Origin of the sequence: Actinomadura parmotrematis (genome assembly GCF_019458805.1) — a bacterium.
GTDB lineage: Bacteria > Actinomycetota > Actinomycetes > Streptosporangiales > Streptosporangiaceae > Spirillospora > Spirillospora parmotrematis.
In genome coordinates, this window is record NZ_JAIBOA010000018.1 from 97,676 (window position 1) to 114,499 (window position 16,824).

Consider the following 16,824-nt stretch of genomic DNA (forward strand, 5'->3'; position numbering starts at 1 on the left):
ATCACGAGAAGAGGGGTGCCCATGGACACCATCGGCGTCGACCCGGCGCAGCTCGACGAGCGGGACCTGTTCCGCGAGCTCGGCCACTTGTACGAGACGCGCATGGAGGCGCTGCGCCACGCGTCCGACCCCGCGTTCGCCGAGCACACCCGCCGCACCGCCCAGCTGGAGGCCGAGTACCTGCGGCGGTTCCCGTCCCGCGAGATCGACCCCGACCGCCTCCGCGACGGCGCGCGCAGCCGCTGACCGCCCGGCCGCCCCCGCCGGGGGCGGCCGGACGGCACTTCCAGGATTGCGGCAAGGATCGGTGAAGCCGCGCTCCCGCCCGGTCACGCACTGTAATGATCATCGTCGAGGGCGCGGTGGAGCTCGACCGGGGAGGTGCCGATGACCGTGCGCATGACCGGGCGCATCCGGTTCGACGAGCCGGGGCTGGGCGTGTGCGTCCGCCGGTGGTGGCCGTGCGTGGCCGGGACGACGGCGGTGACGGTCTCGCTCGTCGGCGCCTACCTGATCTCCGGCGGCGGCGGGCCCGAGCCCGGCGCCGCCGCCGCCGAGCCGGGCACGGGCCCGCCGCCGGAGGCGCGGCGCGTCGCCGACCGGGCCGCGACCGGCCGCGCGGCGCCCATCGGCACCTACACGACGGGGTTCCGGCCGGGTGAGGCACGGGTCCGCAACATCAGCCTCGCCGCGCGCGCCCTCGACGGCCGCACCGTCGCCGCCGGCGCCCGGTTCTCCTTCAACGGCGCCGTGGGCCCGCGGACCGCGCGGCGCGGCTACGTGCCCGCCCCGACGATCGTCGGCGCGCGCCTGGTCAACGACGTCGGCGGCGGCATCTGCCAGGTGTCCACCACGCTGTTCAACGCCGTCTTCGACGCCGGCCTGAAGATCCGCCGGGCCCGCGCGCACACGCAGTGGATGCCCGAGTACCCGCAGGGCCGCGAGGCCGCGGTCGCCTACCCCGGGCTGGACTTCGTCTGGCGCAACGACTCCGGCCACCCGGTGACGATCCGCACCGCGCTCACCCCGACGACGCTCACCGTCACCCTGTGGGGGACGCGCCGCTACCGGGTCCGCTCCGACATCTCCCGCCCCTACCGGATCACCCGCGCGGGCACCGCCGCGCCCGGCCGCGGCGCCCGCTGCGTGCCGATGCCGGGCGGCCGCGGCTTCTCGATCGACGTGTGGCGGTCGCTGTACGAGGACGGCCGGCGGGTGCGCCGCGAGCGCTACCACACCGTCTACCAGGCGCAACCGAAGGCGTCCTGCGTCTGATCGTGCGGGCCGCGGCGACCCGTCCTAGGGTGTCGGTATGGCGCATGAACTCGGCCCCCGCGACGGACTGCTCCTCCTCAAGACCGGCCGGAGCGGTCTCGGCCGCCGCGCGGGCCACGACCTGACGCTGGAGGCGACGCGCTGGCGCGCCACCGTCGAGCCCGGCGGCGCGGACGGCGCCGGGCCCGCCGTCAGCGTCGTCGTGGAGACCGCCGGCCTCACCGTCCGCGAGGGCGCGGGCGGCGTGCTGCCGCTGTCCGGCGACGACATCGGCGAGATCACCAGGAACCTGCGGAAGGTGCTGCGCGCCGGCGAGCACCCCGAGATCGTCTTCCGCTCGCTGCGGGCCGACCGGGACGCCTGCGAGGTCGAGGGCGAGCTCACCGTCGCGGGCCGCACCGAGCCGCTCACCGTGCGGGCGAACGCCGAGCACGGGCGGGTGCGCGGGGGCGCGACCGTCCGCCAGACCCGGTGGGGGATCAAGCCCTACTCGGCGCTGCTCGGCGCGCTCCGCCTCGCCGACGACGTCGAGGTCGTCTTCGACCTCGCCTACCCGGCGGAATGAGGCGCCGCTAGCGGCGGAGGCGGGCGGCCCGCGCGTACTGGTCGTCGAGGGTGCGGGGGAAGGGCAGGACGCGGTGCCGGTCGCGCCAGGGCGCGAACTGGCGGACGGCGTTGAACCCGGCGCCGGTGACGATCCGGGCGGCGTGCTCGCCGAGCGGCCACGCCGGGTAGGCGTCGCGGTGCGCGACCTCCGGCGGCAGGCCGTCCGGGCGGTGCGGGGCGACGAGGGTGAGCGGCGGATGGACGCCCTCGGTCGCGGCCATGTCGAGGGCGTAGGCGACCAGCTCGCGGATCTCGGCGTCCGGGCCGGAGTGGACGACGAGCCATCCGTCCAGGCGGGCGGGCGGCGCGGGCGGCTCGACCAGCTCCAGCGGCGCGACGGTGTCCGACACCGTCCGCAGCCACGCCTCGTGCTCGGGTTCCAGCTCCTCCATCAGGTAGGTGCGGGCGAAGCGGAGCGGCCGGGCGGGCAGCCGGGCCCGGTAGACGTCCCAGCGGAGCAGCCGCGCGAGGTGCGTCACCGGCGTGCCGGGCGGCACGGACGCGGCCGACAGCTCGCCGTGCAGCCCGGCGGGGAAGGCGTCCACGATCACCTCGTCCGGCGCGAGGCGCGGCAGCGCGTCGAGCGTCGCGGCGTCCCAGCCGCCCGCCACGCGCGGGTCGGCGGTGAACGGCGACGACGACACCACCGCCACCGGTCCGGCCGCGCGCACGGTGTGCAGGTAGGCGCGGAGGCGGGTGAGGTGGCCGAGGCCACCCCCGCGCGCGTAGCAGGCGATCACGCGTCGAGGACGGCGAGGTAGCCGGCCGTCTCGGCGGCGGGCGTGAAGTCGCGGGCGATCCGCTCGGCGGCCGCCGCGCCGAGCTTGGCGAGCGTCGCCTCGTCGGCGTGGGCGGCGCGGACGAGCGCGTCCCGGCAGCCGTGCTCGTCGCCCGCCCGGAAGGTGAACCCGACCGCGTCGTCGGCGACGTCGGCGAGGCCGCCCGCGTCCGAGGCGAGCAGCGGGACGCCGAGCGCGGCGCCCTCCAGCGCGACGTTCGGCATCCCGTCGTAGAACGACGGCAGCGCGACGAGGTCGCACGCCGCGTACACCGCCGGCAGGTCGTAGCGCTCCAGGAACGGCAGCGCCGAGTGCGCGACCGCGCCCGCCGCGAGCCGCTCGCGCACCCGCTCCTCGACCTCGCCGACGAGCACCAGGTGGAAGTCGGCGGCGCGGCCGGAGGCGCGCAGCGCGTCCAGCAGGAACCCGACGCCCTTCTTGCTCTTCAGCTGCCCGACGAGCCCGACCGTCCGCCGTCCCGGCTCGACGTTCGCCGCCCGCCACGCGGCGGCCCGGTCCCGCTCGGACGGCAGCACCCGCCAGTGCTCGGTGTCCACGCTGTTGGCGACGTGCACGACCGCCGCGTCCGGCGCGAGCGCCCGCACGAGCGGCGCGTGCGACCGCGCCACCACGCACACCCGCCGCGAGGCGCGCAGCGCGTCGGCGAGGACGGCGCGGCGGCGGATCGAGAACACCCCGACGTCGATGTCGTTGCCGCGCAGCAGCGTGATCAGCGGCGCGTCCAGCAGCGCCGCCAGGACGGGCGCGGCGAGCATCGCGTAGGCGCCGCCGAACGCGACGATCCGCGTGTAGCCGGGCTCCAGCATCGTCAGCAGGCGGCGCAGCGCGTGCTCGGGGTCGTCGCCGAGCGGCGCGGTGAGCAGCCGCCCGCCGACCTCGCGCTCGGCGCGGAACGGCCGGTCGCGGCGCGTCAAGTGCGCGACGTCCACCTCCACGCCCGCACGGCGCAGGCCCCGCACGATCCGGTCGCACGACTCGGCCATGCCGCCCTTGCTCGGCGGGTAGTGCTCGGTCAGCCAGAGGACGCGGTGGGCGGTCATGAATCCACGAAGTCCCCTCCGAAGTCCCCGTCGCCGTCGCCGAAGTCGCCGCCGCCGAAGGAGTAGTCGCCGCCCGCGTCGAAGCCGCCCCGGTCGTAGTCGTCGAACGAGGAGTACCAGGTCGTGTCGTTGTAGGCGCGCGAGCTCTCGGAGTAGTAGGTGCGCCGGTAGCCGCGCGCCCAGCGCGGGTCGTACGGCGAGGCCGGGCCGCCCGCGAGCCGGTCGGCGCACTCGGGGCAGAGGCCGTCGGGCCCGGCGTGGTGCGCGCACACCGGCTTGCCGCAGCTCGGGCAGCCCGCCACGGCCGGGCGGCCGCAGTGGCCGAGGACGAAGAAGCCGGTCGTCACGTCGCAGGGGGTCACGCGGTCCTCCTCGTCCACCGGAACGTCTCCGTGGACACTTGCAGGATCTGCTGGGGGAGCTGCGCCTCGGGGTAGTTGGCGAGCACCTTCGCGGTGGCCTGGACGACGGTCCGCTCGCCGCTCTTCACCCGCGTCCGGATCCACCGCGGCGGCGGCGCGGACGGTCGCGCCACGGCGGCGCCCTTGGCGATCCGCCGGGTCACCGCGATGCGCCGCACCGTCTTGGTCTTGGTCTTCCACTTGTGCTTGCCGCGCGAGTTCACCTTGTGGATCTTGCGGTAGCGGACCCGGTCCACCACCTCCACGTCGAGGACGCTGCCGTCGCGCAGTTCGGCGCGGATCCGCAGCCACGGGTCGACGGCGTACCACTGGGCGACCGACCGGACCGGGCGGCGCGCCGGGAGCCGCTGCTGCGGCCCGGCCTTGCCGGGCGCGTCCGGGCCGCGCAGGTCGGCGGCGATCGACAGCGTCGCCTTGCCGCGCATGTCCTCGGTCAGCACCTGGATCAGCGGGACGAGCACCAGCGGCACCCGCTCGGGCAGCCGCCACTTGCGGCGCTTCACGTGCGCCTGGTGCTGGGCGAGGCTCGCCACCAGCGCCCGCCAGTCGGCGGGCGGCAGCGACACGCTGAACCCCTGCTGGTGCACGAGCGCCTGATGGAGGGGGTGGAACCCCTCGATGGCCGCCCGCTGCTTCCGCCAGAACACGGCTAGCACCACCGTCCCTCGTCGTCGCGCCGGGTGATCGTACGGTAGACCTCCGCGAGCGCCGCCCGCGAGTGCCCCCAAGTGAGGCCCGCCGCGATCCGGTCCCGCGCGCGGGCGGCCAGGGCCCGCGCCTCGTCCGGGTACTCCAGCAGGATCCGGATCGCGCGCGCCAGCTCGGCGGGCCGGTCCGCCGGGACGAGCCGGCCGTGCACGCGGTCGTCCAGCAGCTCGCGGACGGCCGGCAGGTCCGAGGCGACGACGGGGACGCCGGCCGCCATCGACTCGATCACCTTCAGCGGCGCGCAGCCCTGGTCGAGGTTGCGGGCGCAGCCGGTGAGCGGCGCCACCGACACCTGCGCGTGCGCGAGCCAGGCCGCGACCTCGTGGTGCGGCAGCGTGAACCGCCAGTCGACCCGGTCCGCGACGCCGAGCCGCTCGGCGAGGCGGCGGACCGGCTTGGCGCGCCGCTCGGGCACCGACGCGCACACGACGAGCCGCAGGCCGGGCAGGTCGGCGAGGCGCGCGAAGGCCCGCAGCAGCACGTCCACGCCCTGCCACGGCTGCATCGCCCCGACGTAGACCAGGTAGCGGTCCGGGGCGCCGGCGGGACGCGGCGCGGGCCCGGGGACGGGCGCCCCGTTCGGCACCAGCGCGATCTTCCCGGCGGGCACGCCGCGCCGCTCCAGCGCCCCGGCGATCACCCGGGACGGGACGACGACCGCGTCGCTGCGCGCCAGGCAGTACCGCTCCAGCTCGGCGATCTTGGCGAGGGCGGCCGGGGACGCCCACGGCCAGGTGTGCGCCATCTCGATCGACGGCAGCCCGTTCACCTCGTACACGACCCGGTACCGGCGGTCGTCGCGGGCGACGACGGGCAGCGCGCTCCACGGGTCGCGGACGTGGCAGACCTCCAGCGTGGCCAGATGCGGCCGCAGCCGGTCCGCGGCCCACGCCGAGAACGCCTCGGCCCGGTCGATGAGGTTCGGGACCTGCTCGCCGAACCGGACGATCTCCCGGTCGCCCTCGCGCTGGTACCCGGGCAGCCCGCCGCCGCCGAGGACGCCGAGCAGGCCGCCGCCGAACGCCGCGAACAGCTCGTCGGCCATCTGCGCGATGTGCACGGCCGAGCCCTTGCTGGAGGGGAACCGGTCGAAGGCCAGGTAGGCGGCCCGGTGCGCGGGCTGTGCGGGCGACCCGGCCGTCACCGGGTGCTCCGCTGCCACTCGACCTGCTCGCGCAGCCCCTCGGCGAGGCCGATCCGCGCCGTCCAGCCGAGCAGCCGCGCGGCCCGGCCCGCGTCCGCCCAGGTCTTCACCGCGTCGCCCGCCACCGGCTCCTCGCCGCGGACGCGCGGCGCGACCCCGAGGACGCGGCCGAGCACGCCGATCGCGTCCCGGACGGTCACCGGCTCGGGGTGCCCGACGTTGACGGTGGCGCCGCCGGGCAGCGCGACCGCGGCGGCCGTCGCCGCCACCACGTCCCGCACGTGCGTGAACGACCGGGCCCGCGTCCCGTCCCCGAACACCGGCAGCGGGCGCCCTTCGAGCGCGGCCTCGATGAACCGGTGGAAGGCCATGTCGGGGCGCTGCCGCGGCCCGTACACCGAGAAGTAGCGCAGCACCGTGACCGGCAGCCCGGACGCGGCGGCGAGCCGCTCCACCTCCAGCTTGCTGGCCGCGTAGGGGCTCTCGGGAGCGGGCGGGTCGTCCTCGCGGTGCGGGCGCGTCCCCGCCGACCCGTACACCGACGAGCTGGACGCGACCACCACCTTCGTGCCGCGCTCCCGGCACGCCGCGAGCAGCCGCCGCGTCGCCGTCACGTTGTCGCGCTCGGCGAGCGCGCGCCCCGCGCCCCACGACGTCCGCACGCCCGGCCGCCCGGCGAGGTGCACGACCGCGTCGGACTCGGCGAGCTTGGCGAGGTCGTCGGCGGCCAGGTCGGCCTCCACCAGCGTGATCCCGGCGCGGTCGGCGAGGCCCGCCCAGTTGCGGCGGGCGGCGCCCGGCGCCGCCGCGCGCTCCAGCGCGTCCACGGCGATCACCTCGTGGCCGTCCAGCGCCAGCGCCTCGGCCACATGGCTCCCGATGAACCCGGCCGCCCCCGTCACCACGATCCGCACCCGAGCACAGTACTCGGACCGGAACCTTCCTGGTCAGGGCTTTTGTCCAACAGCGGTCACGGGGACCGGCGGCCGTCAGGGGCGCGGGCCGTCCGGCAGCCCGGCGATGAGGCCCGGCGCGGTCTCGGGGAGGTCCGCCGGCGCGCGGGCGTGGCGGCGGCGGAGCAGGAGGACGCGGAGCGCGACGGCGAGGGCTCCGGCGAAGCCGACGAGCAGGGCGAGGACCGCGATCCAGAGGGCGGGACGGTCGGCGGCCAGCACGTCGTCCTGGAAGAAGCCCGCCAGGGCCGCCAGCGCCCAGGTCACGAACGCCGCGGCGCAGAGCCCTCCCGCGAGGACGTCGCCCCGGTCGCGCCAGCGGAAGAACAGGAACTGCGTTCCGGCGATGCCCGCGACGAAGGCCGCCACCGCCAAGCCCGTCCGGGTTCCCTCCGCCAGCCGCACGGCCACCGAGAAGGCGACCCAGCCGGCGGCCGCGCAGGCCACCGCGCCGAACAGCGCGCGCCCCTCGAACAGCCGCTTCATGCATCCGCCCCTTACCGACCCGTCAAGGGGCATATCCAAGCACAACGGAGGACCGTCCCCGCCCTACCGGGGGCGGACGACGCGCGTCTCGTCCCAGACCGGCTCGGGCGCCTCGTAGACGGCGCCGTCCGCGCCGAACACCAGGAACCGGTCGAAGGACCGGGCGAACCAGCGGTCGTGGGTGACCGCCAGGACCGTCCCCTCGTACCCCTCCAGCCCCTCCTGGAGGGCCTCGGCGCTCGCCAGGTCGAGGTTGTCGGTCGGCTCGTCCAGCAGCAGCAGGGTCGCGCCGCCGAGCTCCAGCAGCAGGATCTGCAACCGGGCCTGCTGCCCGCCCGACAGCGTGGACCCTGACGGCGGCCTTACGACGGTTGGCCGAGCCCTTCTGCTTGCGCGCCAACCCCTGCTGCAACCGCTTGAGCTTGCGCGCCGCCCGCCGCAGGAACTTGGGCGCGGTGATCTTCCGGCCGTCGGACAGGACCGCGAAATGGGTGAGTCCAAGATCGATCCCGGCCTCGGTGTCGACCGGCGGCAACGCCTCGCCCTCGGCGGTCCGCACCACGAACGAAGCGAAGTACCGCCCCGCCGCATCCCGGATGATCGCCACGCTCGATGCTTCGGACGGCAGCGACCGGGACCAGCGGACCGCCAGGTCACCGATCTTCGGCAACCTCAGCCGCCCGTTGCCCAAGACCTTGAAGCGGCTGTTCTTGGTGAACCGGATGGTCTGCCGGTTGTCCTTGCGCGACCGGAACCGGGGCGGAGCCACCTTGCCGCCTTTGCGCTTGCCGGCGAGCGAGGCGAAGAAGTTGCGATAGGCGGTGTTCAGGTCCGCCAAAGCCTGCTGCAACACCACGCTGGACACCTCGGAAAACCACGCCCGCTCAGATGTCCACTTGGCTTCGGTGATGATCCGCTTGGACAGCTCGGCGTCCGAGACGTACGGCAGACCCTGTTCGTGCGCTTGCTGCCGCAGGCGCAGCCCGTCGTTGAACACTACTCGCGCGCACCCGAACGCTCGTGCCAACGCGACCCGCTGGCCGGGAGTCGGATACACGCGGAAGTTGTATCGGAGCTGCACGAACAGTAACCGTACCGTGTCGGCACGTGACCTAACCGGTAGGTTTCCGTGCCGGACATGAGCCGCGTTCTCCTGGCACCCGACCACGTGGTCTGCGCGACAAGGTTCCGGCACGCGGCGGCCACCTATCGACCTGACCCGTGCAAGAGGCGATCATGCGGGACATGCGCACCGGCTCCATGGACGATCCGGCGCCCGGCGGGCTGTGGAACGCCTTCGTCGCGGCCAAGAAGGACTACAACGGCCACCAGGCCGCCTTCCACCAGCAGGTCCGCGACCGGACCGCCGTCCTTGCGCGCGCGCTGGACCAGGGCGGTTGGGACCGGGCGACGGCGCTCGCCTACATGGCCGAATTCGGCGGCGACACCCTGCCCCTGCTGCCCAGGCTCGTCGAGCTGTCCCTGTCCCACGGCCTGGCCGGGGACGTCAGGGCCGCCATCGCGGGAGTGCCCCGGGACGACCTGCTCCCTGCGCTGGAGCCGCTCGTCCTGGACCGCTTGGTCGCCGCCGACGACGACGAGTACCGCCGCCTCGCGGAACTCCTCGACCATGTTCGGGCGTGGGACGCCCTGGCCCGGCTTCTCGACCGGGCCAGGGCATCCGGCGATCCCCGTATCAGGGACGTGGCCGCCGAGTACGAATGACCGCGCTCAGGCGGCGGGGGCGCCGAACCAGCGCGCCAGCGGGCCGTTCAGGGACGCCTGGTCGTCGCCGACCCAGGCGATGTGGCCGTCCGGCCGGATCAGGACGGCGGGCGCGTCCAGCTCGTCGCTCCCGTCCACGACGTGGTCGACGCGGTCGGACCGGCCGCCCGCCGACAGCCCGCCGGACGGGTCGAGCAGCAGCCCGCGGCCCGCGTGCATCAGCCCGTAGAGGCGGCCCCGCTTGAGCTGCACGTCCGGCACCCGCCGTCCGACCAGCGGGTGGTCGTCGCCGAGGTCGTAGCGGACGCCCGTCCCGGTGATCTTCTCGGCCAGGTGGCGGCTCACGTCCTCGAACCGCATCAGCTCCCCGACCAGCCGCCGCACCGACTGCGGGCCCGGCGCGGGGTCCATGAGCTGGAGCTGCGCGCGGGTGTTGTCCAGCACGTCCGCCGCCGCCGGGTGCCGCTCGGCCTCGTAGCTGTCCAGCAGGCCGTCCGGCGCCCGGCCGCCCACCTCGGCCGCCAGCTTCCAGCCCAGGTTGAACGCGTCGTGGACGCCCAGGTTGAGGCCCTGCCCGCCGACCGGCGGATGGACGTGCGCGGCGTCCCCGGCGAGCAGCACGCGCCCGGCGCGGTACCGCTCGGCCTGCCGGGTCGCGTCGCCGAACCGCGACAGCCAGCGCGGCGAGTGGACGCCGAAATCGGTGCCGGCGTACTTGCGGAGCTGCCGCTTGAAGTCCTCCAGCGTCGGCCGGGCCGCGCGGTCCTCCGACACCCCGTCGGCGGGCACGACGACGCGGTAGTAGCCGGTCCCGTAGGGGCCGAGCCCGAACCGCAGCTGCGTCTTGCGGACCTCGGCGACGATCTCGGCGAGCCTCGCCGGCTCCTCGGTCGCCTTCATCTCGCCGAGCAGCGTCTCCAGCCGCGTCGGCTCGCCCGGGAAGCCGATGCCGAGCAGCTTGCGGACCGTGCTGCGGCCCCCGTCGCACCCGACGACGTACCGCGAGCGGACGCGCTCGCCGTCCGCCAGCACGACCGTCGCGCCCTCGGCGTCCTGCTCCAGCCCGACCACCTCGCGGCCGCGCCGGATCTCCGCGCCCGCTTCGGCGGCGTGCTCGGCGAGCAGCCGGTCGATCTCCGGCTGCGGGAGGCCGAGGACGTAGCCGTGCGCGCCGTCCAGCTTCGGCGGCGCCGGCGCCGGGATCGCGGCGAAGAAGCCGCCCGCCGGGTACCGCTCGCCGAGCGCGAGGAACCGGTCCAGCAGCCCCCGCTGGTCCATGATCTCGATGCTGCGGGCGTGCAGGCCGAGCGCCCGCACGACCTCGGTCGGCCCGGCCTCCCGCTCCAGCACCACCACCCGCACGCCGTGCAGCCGCAGCTCGGCCGCCAGCATCATGCCGGTCGGACCCCCGCCGACGATGGTCACGTCGAAGTCGGACATGCGCTCCCCCTCGGATGGACCAGGACCCGGCCGCCCGCTGTTTCCGCAGGTCCCGGGCTCGGTCCGACGATTGTGCGGCACACCCGGGGGCTTGTGGCAAGCCCCCGGATGCGCTATAGATTGAAAATGGAGGGAGTGCGCCCTCGCGCCGGCTCAGCCGAACGGCAGCGCCGCCGGCGCCCGCGTCCGCCCCTCGCTCCAGCCCGACGAGCGGATCAGCACGTAGTCGATGACGAACCCCGGCCGCCGCCCCGCGTACGGGCCGCCCGCCACGGTCAGCTCCTCCTCGTCGGCCAGCAGCGCCCCCGTCCGCTCGTCCAGGACGAGCACCTTGCGGGACCGGTAAGCGCCCCGGTCCGCCGCCGGCGTCCCGAACTCGCCGGTGACCTCGACGGGCCGGTCGGCGGTGGCGAGCGCGATCCCGCGGCGGCCGAGCGGGTCGGTGACCCGGCCGATCGCGTGCACGCCCGGCTGGGCGGCCACCGCCCGGATCAGGCCCGCGCGGACCTTCGGCGGCAGCGGCTGCTGCGCCAGCAGCCCCGACGCCCGCGCCAGCGCGAAGACGCCGGGAGCGGCCGCGTCCCCGCTGCTCGGCATGCCCGCCGCCCGCTGCAAGCGCGCGCGCTCGGCGGCGTCCGCGCCGAAGAACCTCGCGGCGAGCGCGGCCGGATCGGTCGGGAGCCTGCGCAGGTCGTCGGCCGTCGCGCCGCCGTCCAGGAACCCGCCGCCGCCCTGGGCGTCGGGGGACTTCGCCCGCCACGGCGTCGCCTTCGTCGTGTAGGTGCCGTAGTGGTCGCCCGACCAGACGCGGAAGGTCTTCGGCGACCCGGCCTTGCGCCACAGCGCCGCGTCCTGCGCGGACGCGGGGCGCGCCGGCAGGGTCCGCTCGTGGTACGTCTCGCCCATCCCGCGCCGCGCGCCCCGCAGGCTGAACGTCTCCCCGGCGGCCGCGGTGATCGCGTACGCGCCGGACGGCGCTCGCACGATGTAGGACTGGGCCTCGACCTGGTCGACGTGCCAGTAGTTCCCGGACGGCTGCGCCGCCGCCCGGTCTGCGGCGGCGAGGACGGCCGCGCGCCCGTCCAGAGTCAGCGGCGCGCTCTTTTCGGGGACGCCGCCGCTCCCGGTGGCCGCGACCGCGACGGCCGCCGCCGTCCCGGCGGAGGCGAGCCCGGCCAGCCCGATCCACAGCCGGGGGAGCGGGCGTCGCGGCGGGTCGTCCACCAGCGCCCGCGCGCGCGCCACGGCCCGCGCCGTCGGTGGGGCGGGCTCGGGGTAGCGGTCCTTGACCATCTGCAGCTCATCCATGCTGTTCCTCCAAAGCGAGCATCGGATTGGTCCCGCCCAGCGCCTTGCGCAGCGCGGCCCGCGCCCGGCTCAGCCGGGAGCCGACCGTGCCGTAGGAGATCCCCAGCGCCGCCGCGATCTCCTCGTGGGTGAGCTCGGCGAGCGCGACGAGCAGCAGCACGTCGCGCTGCCCGCGCGGCAGCGCCGCGATCGCCTCGTCGAGCCGGCCGCGCAGCCCCTCGGCGCTGACGCGCGCGTCCACCAGCTCCAGGGGCTCGCCGGTGTCGCGCCCCTGCGCGATCCGCGCGCGGGCCCGCAGCGCCCGCGTCTCGGACCGGCGGTGCCGGCCGACGACGTTCGTCGCGATCCCGAACAGCCAGACGCGGACGTCGGCGCGCGCCGGGTCGTAGCGGCGCCGGTGCCGGAACGCCTCCAGGAACGTCTGCGCCGCGACGTCGTCGGCGGCGTCCGGCCCGAGCCGCCGGGCGGCGTACCGGTGGATCTCGGCGAAGTGCGCGTCGAAGACCTCGTCGAACCGGTCGGCGGGATGGGGCGGGGGATCCCCGGTCATGTGGTGCCCTTCGTGGCGTGGACGGCGGTCACCCGGATATCAACCGCACCCCGGCGCCGCTTTCCGCGGCTCCGCGCCGCCCGGATAGCATCCACCTCGCCCGGACCCGCACGACCTGGAAGGAAACGCATGGCGGCCGTACTCGACGACCCCGTGGGCGCGTCCCTCGACGGCCGCCACGCCCACCTCGCCCGCCGCGTCGGCCGCGCCGCCACCTACCTGCCGGACGTCTCGACCTTCGCGACCGTGCCGCCCGACCCGGACGCGGCCGCCTGGAACGACCTCGCCCGCCTCCTCGGCCGCGGCGCCCTGGCCGACCTGTTCAGCAGCCCGGCGACCCCGCCGCCGGACTGGGAGCCGGTCTTCACCCTCGACGGCTTCCAGCTCCTCTGGCCCGAGGACCACCCCGCCGCGGCCGCCCCCGAGGCGGTGGAGCTGGGCGCCGCCGACGTCCCGGAGATGCTCGACCTGGCCGCCCGCACCCGTCCGGGCCCGTTCTGGCCCCGCACCCGCGAGATGGGCACCTACCTGGGCGTCCGCGAGAACGGCACGCTGGTCGCGATGGCCGGCGAGCGCCTCCGCCCGCCGGGCTGGACGGAGATCAGCGCCGTCTGCACCCTCCCCGAGGCCCGCGGCCGCGGCCACGCCGCCCGCCTGGTCACCACCCTCGCCGCCCGCATCCTGGCCCGCGGCGACCGCCCCTTCCTGCACGTCGCCGAGAAGAACACCACCGCCCTGTCCCTCTACGAACGCCTCGGCTTCGAGATCCGCCGCCCCGTCACCTTCCGAGGCTTCCGCATCCCGTAGGGCCGAGGCGAAACCGTTCGATGGAACGGCCCGCGCACGGGCATGATCGGCACATGCCGCGCAAGTTCCCGCGGCGACGGAACCGGCCCGCCCCCGCCCCACCGCCGCCCCCGCCCCTGACGGAGTCCGAGGTCGTCGAAGCCGAGCGCGACCTCGGCATCGCCTTCCCGCCCGAGTACCGCGAGTACCTGCTGAACGTCAGCGCGGGCGGCGAGGTGGAGACGCTGTACCGCAGCTCGGAAGGCTGGCGCTGGCAGGGCCGGTACAACCGTGGCACGGAACTTCAGGAGCCCTTCCCGCACCCTGATTCGTGGGCGGAGTACGAACTGGAGCTGTTCGATCGCCACCCCGAACCAGAGGACTTTCCCAGTACGGAGGCGTTCGAGGCCGCCTGCGAGTCCTGGAGACAGGAGGCGTGGGCCTTCGAGCTGTGGCAGGTGGCGGGCACGTTCGTGGCCCGCAGCCACGGCTGCACCTTCAACACCCGCATGGCCGTCTCCGGGCCGCTGGCCGGCACCATGTGGTGGGAGGACCTGGGCTGCGCCGGCGAGATCGTTCCGCTCTCCCTGGACTACTCCACCGACCCGCCCCTCCCGATGACCTTCCGCGAATGGCTCGACCCACGGGGCGGACTCATGGGCGCTGAAGCGCCCATGGCCGCCGCTGCCCTGACCGCCCCACCGCCCATGACCACCCGGTCGCCCTCCGTTGACTTGCGGCGTGTTGCGCAATGGAAGCGCTCCCATTGCGCAACACGCCGCAAGTCAACGGGTGCTGACCAAATGGTCACCACTAGTGACTGTTGCAGTCTGTGGCATCGGGCCTATCGGCGCGGCGGAGGGCGGCGCGCCCTGGATCCATGTGGTTGCCGTACGTCGGTGCGCCGGTCGCCCTGCTCGTGGCCTACGGCCTCTTCGCGGACCGGCGCGCGCGGCGCCGGCGGCGCGGCTTCCGCGACGGCGCGGAGGTGTCGCAGCAGGTTCGCGAGACCCTCCGGGACATGCGCGCCTGGGATCGCGGCAGCCCCGGGCACCGCCGTCCGCCTCTTCCTCTCCGAGGCCGGCCCCGTGGTCGAGGTGCGGGACCGGAGCGAGAAGCCGCCCGTCGTCCAGCCGCTCCGCCTGCACGGCGCCAGCGGGCGGGGGCTGGCGATGGTCCAGATGATCGCGGCGGCATGGGGCTGCAACCCGCTCGCCTCCGGCGGCAAGGCCGTCTACGCCGTCCTCCGCACCGACTACGCGTCGTCGTGACGCTCCCGGACGCTGTCGGGGACCGACGCGCGCAGGCGGCCGACCGCGCGGACGATCTCATCTCGGCGCTGGCCCGACTTCACCCAGGCGGGCAGCTTGGCCAGCATGCTCTGGGCGTAGGGACCGCGCTCGCGGAGGCGGGCCGCGACGTAGTCCTCCAGCAAGGCCAGGTGATCGAGGTTGTAGGCCCACAGTTCGTGGCCGCGGCACGGGGCCCGCAACCACAGGGGGAGCCGGAAGTACGGGTCCACCGGCGCCCCGATCACGAGAGGGGCCGAGTCCGTTTCCCTGAACAGCCCGCATCCCGGGCAGTGCAGACGGCGCGGGTACCGGGTGACCCTGTCGATCCACAGACGCTCCGAGGCATCCGGACGGACCAGCACGACCGCGCAGCCGCCGCAACCCGGGCACCGCACGAGCACCCGTTCGGTGAACGCGTACACCCGGGTGCCGGGGTCGCGGAACCGCTCGGCGCCTCGGCTCTTCTCACGCATGGCAGGACGCTATCCACCGCCTCCGGGCCAGAACACCCCATTTCCGGCCCGAAAAGAGGGGACGGGCGGGCGCGTCAGCCCGCCAGCAGCTCCGCCAGGCGGGACGGGACGTCGGCGAGGGCCACCTTCTCCGTCTCGCCCGTCGCGCGGGAGGTGATCTCCAGGGTGCCCTCCGCCAGGCCCCGCTTGCCGACCGTCACCCGGTAGGGGATCCCGGTCAGCTCGACGTCGCGGAACTTGACGCCCGCGCGCTCCGCGCGGTCGTCGACGATGACGTCCACGCCCGCCGCGACCAGCGCCCCGTACAGGTCGAACGCCGCCCGCTCCACCGCCTCGTCGCCCGCCTGCGCGATCACGACGGCGACGGTGAACGGGGCGACGGCGAGGGGCCAGACGATGCCGCGGTCGTCGTGGTGGGTCTCCACGATCGCCGCGAGCGCCCGCTCGATCCCGATGCCGTAGCTGCCCATGATCAGCGGGACGCGGCGGCCGTCCGGGTCCAGCACCTCCGCCCCGAGCGCCCGCGCGTACCGGTCGCCGAGCTTGAAGATGTGCCCGACCTCGATCGCGTTCTCCACGACGAGGGGCTCCCCGCAGCGCGGGCACGGCTCGCCCGCCGCGGCCTCGCGCAGGTCCGTCCACGTCCCGACGGCGATGTCGCGCTCGACGTCGACGCCCCGCAGGTGGACGTCGTCGCGGTTGGCGCCGGTGAACATGTCGCGCCGCCCGCGCAGCGCCTCGTCGGCGAGGACCGGCAGGTCCGCGACGCCGACGGCGCCGAGGCTGCCCGGCAGGGCGCCCAGCGCCTCCCGGATCTCGTCCGGCGCCGCCGGGCGGATCTCCACGGCGCCCGTCGCGTCCGCGAGCTTCTGCTCGTTCAGCGCGTGGTCGCCGCGCATCAGGACGAGCGTCGGCGCCCCGTCCAGGACGTACACGAGCGTCTTGACCTGGCGTTCGGCCGGCGCCCCGAACCCCGTCGCCAGGTCCTCGATCGTCCGGACGCCCGGGGTGCCGAACGCCTCGGGCGCGGGCAGCCCCGGACCGTCCTCCACCACCGCGAGCGCGGACGTCGCCCGCTCGATGTTGGCCGCGTACCCGCAGGCCGGCGACCGGACGAGGAGGTCCTCGCCGATCTCGGCGGGACACATGAACTCCGTCGAGTCCGACCCGCCCATCGTGCCGTTGGACGCCTCCACCGGCAGCGCCGCGAGCCCCAGCCGCTCGAAGACCCGCTGGTAGGCGACCTGGAAGGCGTCGAAGGAGGCGTCCAGCCCGGCCTGGTCGACGGCGAAGCTGTAGGCGTCCTTCATGGTGAACTCGCGGACCCGCAGCAGGCCGCTCTTCGGCCGCGGCTCGTCGCGGAACTTGGTCTGGAACTGGTACCAGTGCTGCGGGAGCTGCTTGTAGGACGCCAGCTCGCGCGCCACCGTCGCGAAGATCTCCTCGTGGGTGACGCCGAGGGCGAGGTCGGCGCCCCTGCGGTCGCGCAGCCGGAACATCTCCGCGCCGATCGACTCCCAGCGCCCCGACCGCCGCCACGGCTCGGCCGGGTGCAGCGCCGGCAGCAGCATCTCCTGGCCGCCGATCGCGTCCATCTCCGCCCGCACCACGTCGATGATCTTCGCGCGGACGCGGACGGCGAGCGGCAGCAGCGAGTAGTGCCCGGCGGTGAGGCGGCGGACGTACCCGGCGCGGAGCAGCAGGCGGTGGCTCGCCGCGTCGGCCTCGGCGGGGTCGTCCCGCAGGGTCGGGATGAACATCTGGGACCAGCGCATTCACGGAAGATACCGGCCGCACCGTAAAAGGACCGGCGCAT

At 75.2% G+C, this 16,824-nt stretch carries 18 protein-coding genes and 2 pseudogenes; 6 read left to right on the forward strand and 14 right to left on the reverse strand.

The window, feature by feature from the left end; translation table 11 throughout:
• The first annotated feature begins 21 nt into the window (after nucleotides 1-21).
• From K1Y72_RS25650 to K1Y72_RS25660, 3 genes are all read left to right on the forward strand, one after another.
• Complete coding sequence (locus tag K1Y72_RS25650) at nucleotides 22-246, forward strand: DUF6158 family protein (protein WP_220169025.1); 225 nt, start codon at nucleotides 22-24, stop codon at nucleotides 244-246.
• A 141-nt stretch (nucleotides 247-387) separates the two neighbouring features.
• Nucleotides 388-1,275 (forward strand): VanW family protein, encoded by an 888-nt coding sequence (locus tag K1Y72_RS25655; protein WP_220169026.1) that lies wholly within the window; start codon nucleotides 388-390, stop codon nucleotides 1,273-1,275.
• 37 nt (nucleotides 1,276-1,312) lie between these two features.
• Complete coding sequence (locus K1Y72_RS25660) at nucleotides 1,313-1,840, forward strand: YceI family protein (protein ID WP_220169027.1); 528 nt, start codon at nucleotides 1,313-1,315, stop codon at nucleotides 1,838-1,840.
• A 7-nt stretch (nucleotides 1,841-1,847) separates the two neighbouring features.
• Here the strand turns inward: K1Y72_RS25660 and K1Y72_RS25665 are convergent, their stop codons facing one another.
• From K1Y72_RS25665 to K1Y72_RS25705, 9 genes and pseudogenes are all read right to left on the reverse strand, one after another.
• Nucleotides 1,848-2,621, reverse strand: a complete 774-nt coding sequence (locus K1Y72_RS25665) for a hypothetical protein (protein WP_220169028.1) — start codon at nucleotides 2,619-2,621, stop codon at nucleotides 1,848-1,850.
• On the reverse strand, nucleotides 2,618-3,721 hold the full coding sequence (locus K1Y72_RS25670; protein WP_220169029.1) for a glycosyltransferase family 4 protein: 1,104 nt from the start codon (nucleotides 3,719-3,721) through the stop codon (nucleotides 2,618-2,620). Before K1Y72_RS25670 ends, K1Y72_RS25665 begins: the two co-directional genes overlap by 4 nt.
• Nucleotides 3,718-4,083 carry a hypothetical protein gene (locus tag K1Y72_RS25675; RefSeq protein ID WP_220169030.1) on the reverse strand — a complete coding sequence of 122 codons (366 nt, stop codon included), beginning with the start codon at nucleotides 4,081-4,083 and terminating at the stop codon, nucleotides 3,718-3,720. The genes K1Y72_RS25670 and K1Y72_RS25675 overlap by 4 nt, the downstream gene beginning before the upstream one ends.
• Nucleotides 4,080-4,802: a hypothetical protein gene (locus tag K1Y72_RS25680; protein WP_258573682.1), complete on the reverse strand. Its 723-nt coding sequence runs from the start codon at nucleotides 4,800-4,802 to the stop codon at nucleotides 4,080-4,082. Before K1Y72_RS25680 ends, K1Y72_RS25675 begins: the two co-directional genes overlap by 4 nt.
• Entirely contained in the window at nucleotides 4,793-6,013 is a 1,221-nt protein-coding gene (locus tag K1Y72_RS25685; RefSeq protein WP_308287228.1) for a glycosyltransferase, read from the reverse strand. Before K1Y72_RS25685 ends, K1Y72_RS25680 begins: the two co-directional genes overlap by 10 nt.
• Entirely contained in the window at nucleotides 5,992-6,909 is a 918-nt protein-coding gene (locus K1Y72_RS25690; RefSeq protein WP_308287229.1) for an NAD-dependent epimerase/dehydratase family protein, read from the reverse strand. The genes K1Y72_RS25685 and K1Y72_RS25690 overlap by 22 nt, the downstream gene beginning before the upstream one ends.
• A gap of 75 nt (nucleotides 6,910-6,984) precedes the next feature.
• Nucleotides 6,985-7,434 (reverse strand): hypothetical protein, encoded by a 450-nt coding sequence (locus K1Y72_RS25695; RefSeq protein ID WP_220169031.1) that lies wholly within the window; start codon nucleotides 7,432-7,434, stop codon nucleotides 6,985-6,987.
• 63 nt (nucleotides 7,435-7,497) lie between these two features.
• Nucleotides 7,498-7,779: pseudogene (locus K1Y72_RS25700) on the reverse strand (P-loop NTPase family protein); the annotation flags it as partial.
• Between the two features lie 58 nt (nucleotides 7,780-7,837).
• A pseudogene (locus K1Y72_RS25705) lies at nucleotides 7,838-8,629 on the reverse strand (RNA-guided endonuclease InsQ/TnpB family protein); the annotation flags it as partial.
• A gap of 50 nt (nucleotides 8,630-8,679) precedes the next feature.
• On the opposite strand from K1Y72_RS25705, the gene K1Y72_RS25710 reads away from it, so the two are divergent.
• Nucleotides 8,680-9,159, forward strand: a complete 480-nt coding sequence (locus K1Y72_RS25710) for a hypothetical protein (protein WP_220169032.1) — start codon at nucleotides 8,680-8,682, stop codon at nucleotides 9,157-9,159.
• A gap of 6 nt (nucleotides 9,160-9,165) precedes the next feature.
• Here K1Y72_RS25710 and rox read toward each other — a convergent pair whose 3' ends face one another.
• From rox to K1Y72_RS25725, 3 genes are all read right to left on the reverse strand, one after another.
• Nucleotides 9,166-10,599 carry a rifampin monooxygenase gene (gene rox / locus K1Y72_RS25715; protein WP_220169033.1) on the reverse strand — a complete coding sequence of 478 codons (1,434 nt, stop codon included), beginning with the start codon at nucleotides 10,597-10,599 and terminating at the stop codon, nucleotides 9,166-9,168.
• Nucleotides 10,600-10,752: 153 nt separating this feature from the next.
• A complete protein-coding gene (locus K1Y72_RS25720) occupies nucleotides 10,753-11,907 on the reverse strand; it encodes a hypothetical protein (RefSeq protein ID WP_220169034.1) in 1,155 nt (384 codons plus the stop codon).
• Nucleotides 11,900-12,457 (reverse strand): RNA polymerase sigma factor, encoded by a 558-nt coding sequence (locus K1Y72_RS25725; RefSeq protein WP_220169035.1) that lies wholly within the window; start codon nucleotides 12,455-12,457, stop codon nucleotides 11,900-11,902. The genes K1Y72_RS25720 and K1Y72_RS25725 overlap by 8 nt, the downstream gene beginning before the upstream one ends.
• Nucleotides 12,458-12,586: 129 nt before the next feature.
• Here K1Y72_RS25725 and K1Y72_RS25730 point away from each other — a divergent pair, with 129 nt between their 5' ends.
• The gene (locus K1Y72_RS25730) at nucleotides 12,587-13,264 is read left to right on the forward strand and encodes a GNAT family N-acetyltransferase (protein WP_220169036.1); all 678 of its coding nucleotides are present in this window, start codon (nucleotides 12,587-12,589) and stop codon (nucleotides 13,262-13,264) included.
• Between the two features lie 53 nt (nucleotides 13,265-13,317).
• Nucleotides 13,318-14,514 carry an SMI1/KNR4 family protein gene (locus K1Y72_RS25735; RefSeq protein WP_220169037.1) on the forward strand — a complete coding sequence of 399 codons (1,197 nt, stop codon included), beginning with the start codon at nucleotides 13,318-13,320 and terminating at the stop codon, nucleotides 14,512-14,514.
• Here the strand turns inward: K1Y72_RS25735 and K1Y72_RS25740 are convergent.
• Together K1Y72_RS25740 and K1Y72_RS25745 are read right to left on the reverse strand one after the other, a co-directional pair.
• A complete protein-coding gene (locus K1Y72_RS25740; protein WP_220169038.1) occupies nucleotides 14,499-15,008 on the reverse strand; it encodes a hypothetical protein in 510 nt (169 codons plus the stop codon). The two genes, K1Y72_RS25735 and K1Y72_RS25740, sit on opposite strands and share 16 nt — an antisense overlap.
• A gap of 74 nt (nucleotides 15,009-15,082) precedes the next feature.
• Nucleotides 15,083-16,783 (reverse strand): proline--tRNA ligase, encoded by a 1,701-nt coding sequence (locus K1Y72_RS25745; RefSeq protein ID WP_220169039.1) that lies wholly within the window; start codon nucleotides 16,781-16,783, stop codon nucleotides 15,083-15,085.
• Nucleotides 16,784-16,824: the final 41 nt, after the last annotated feature.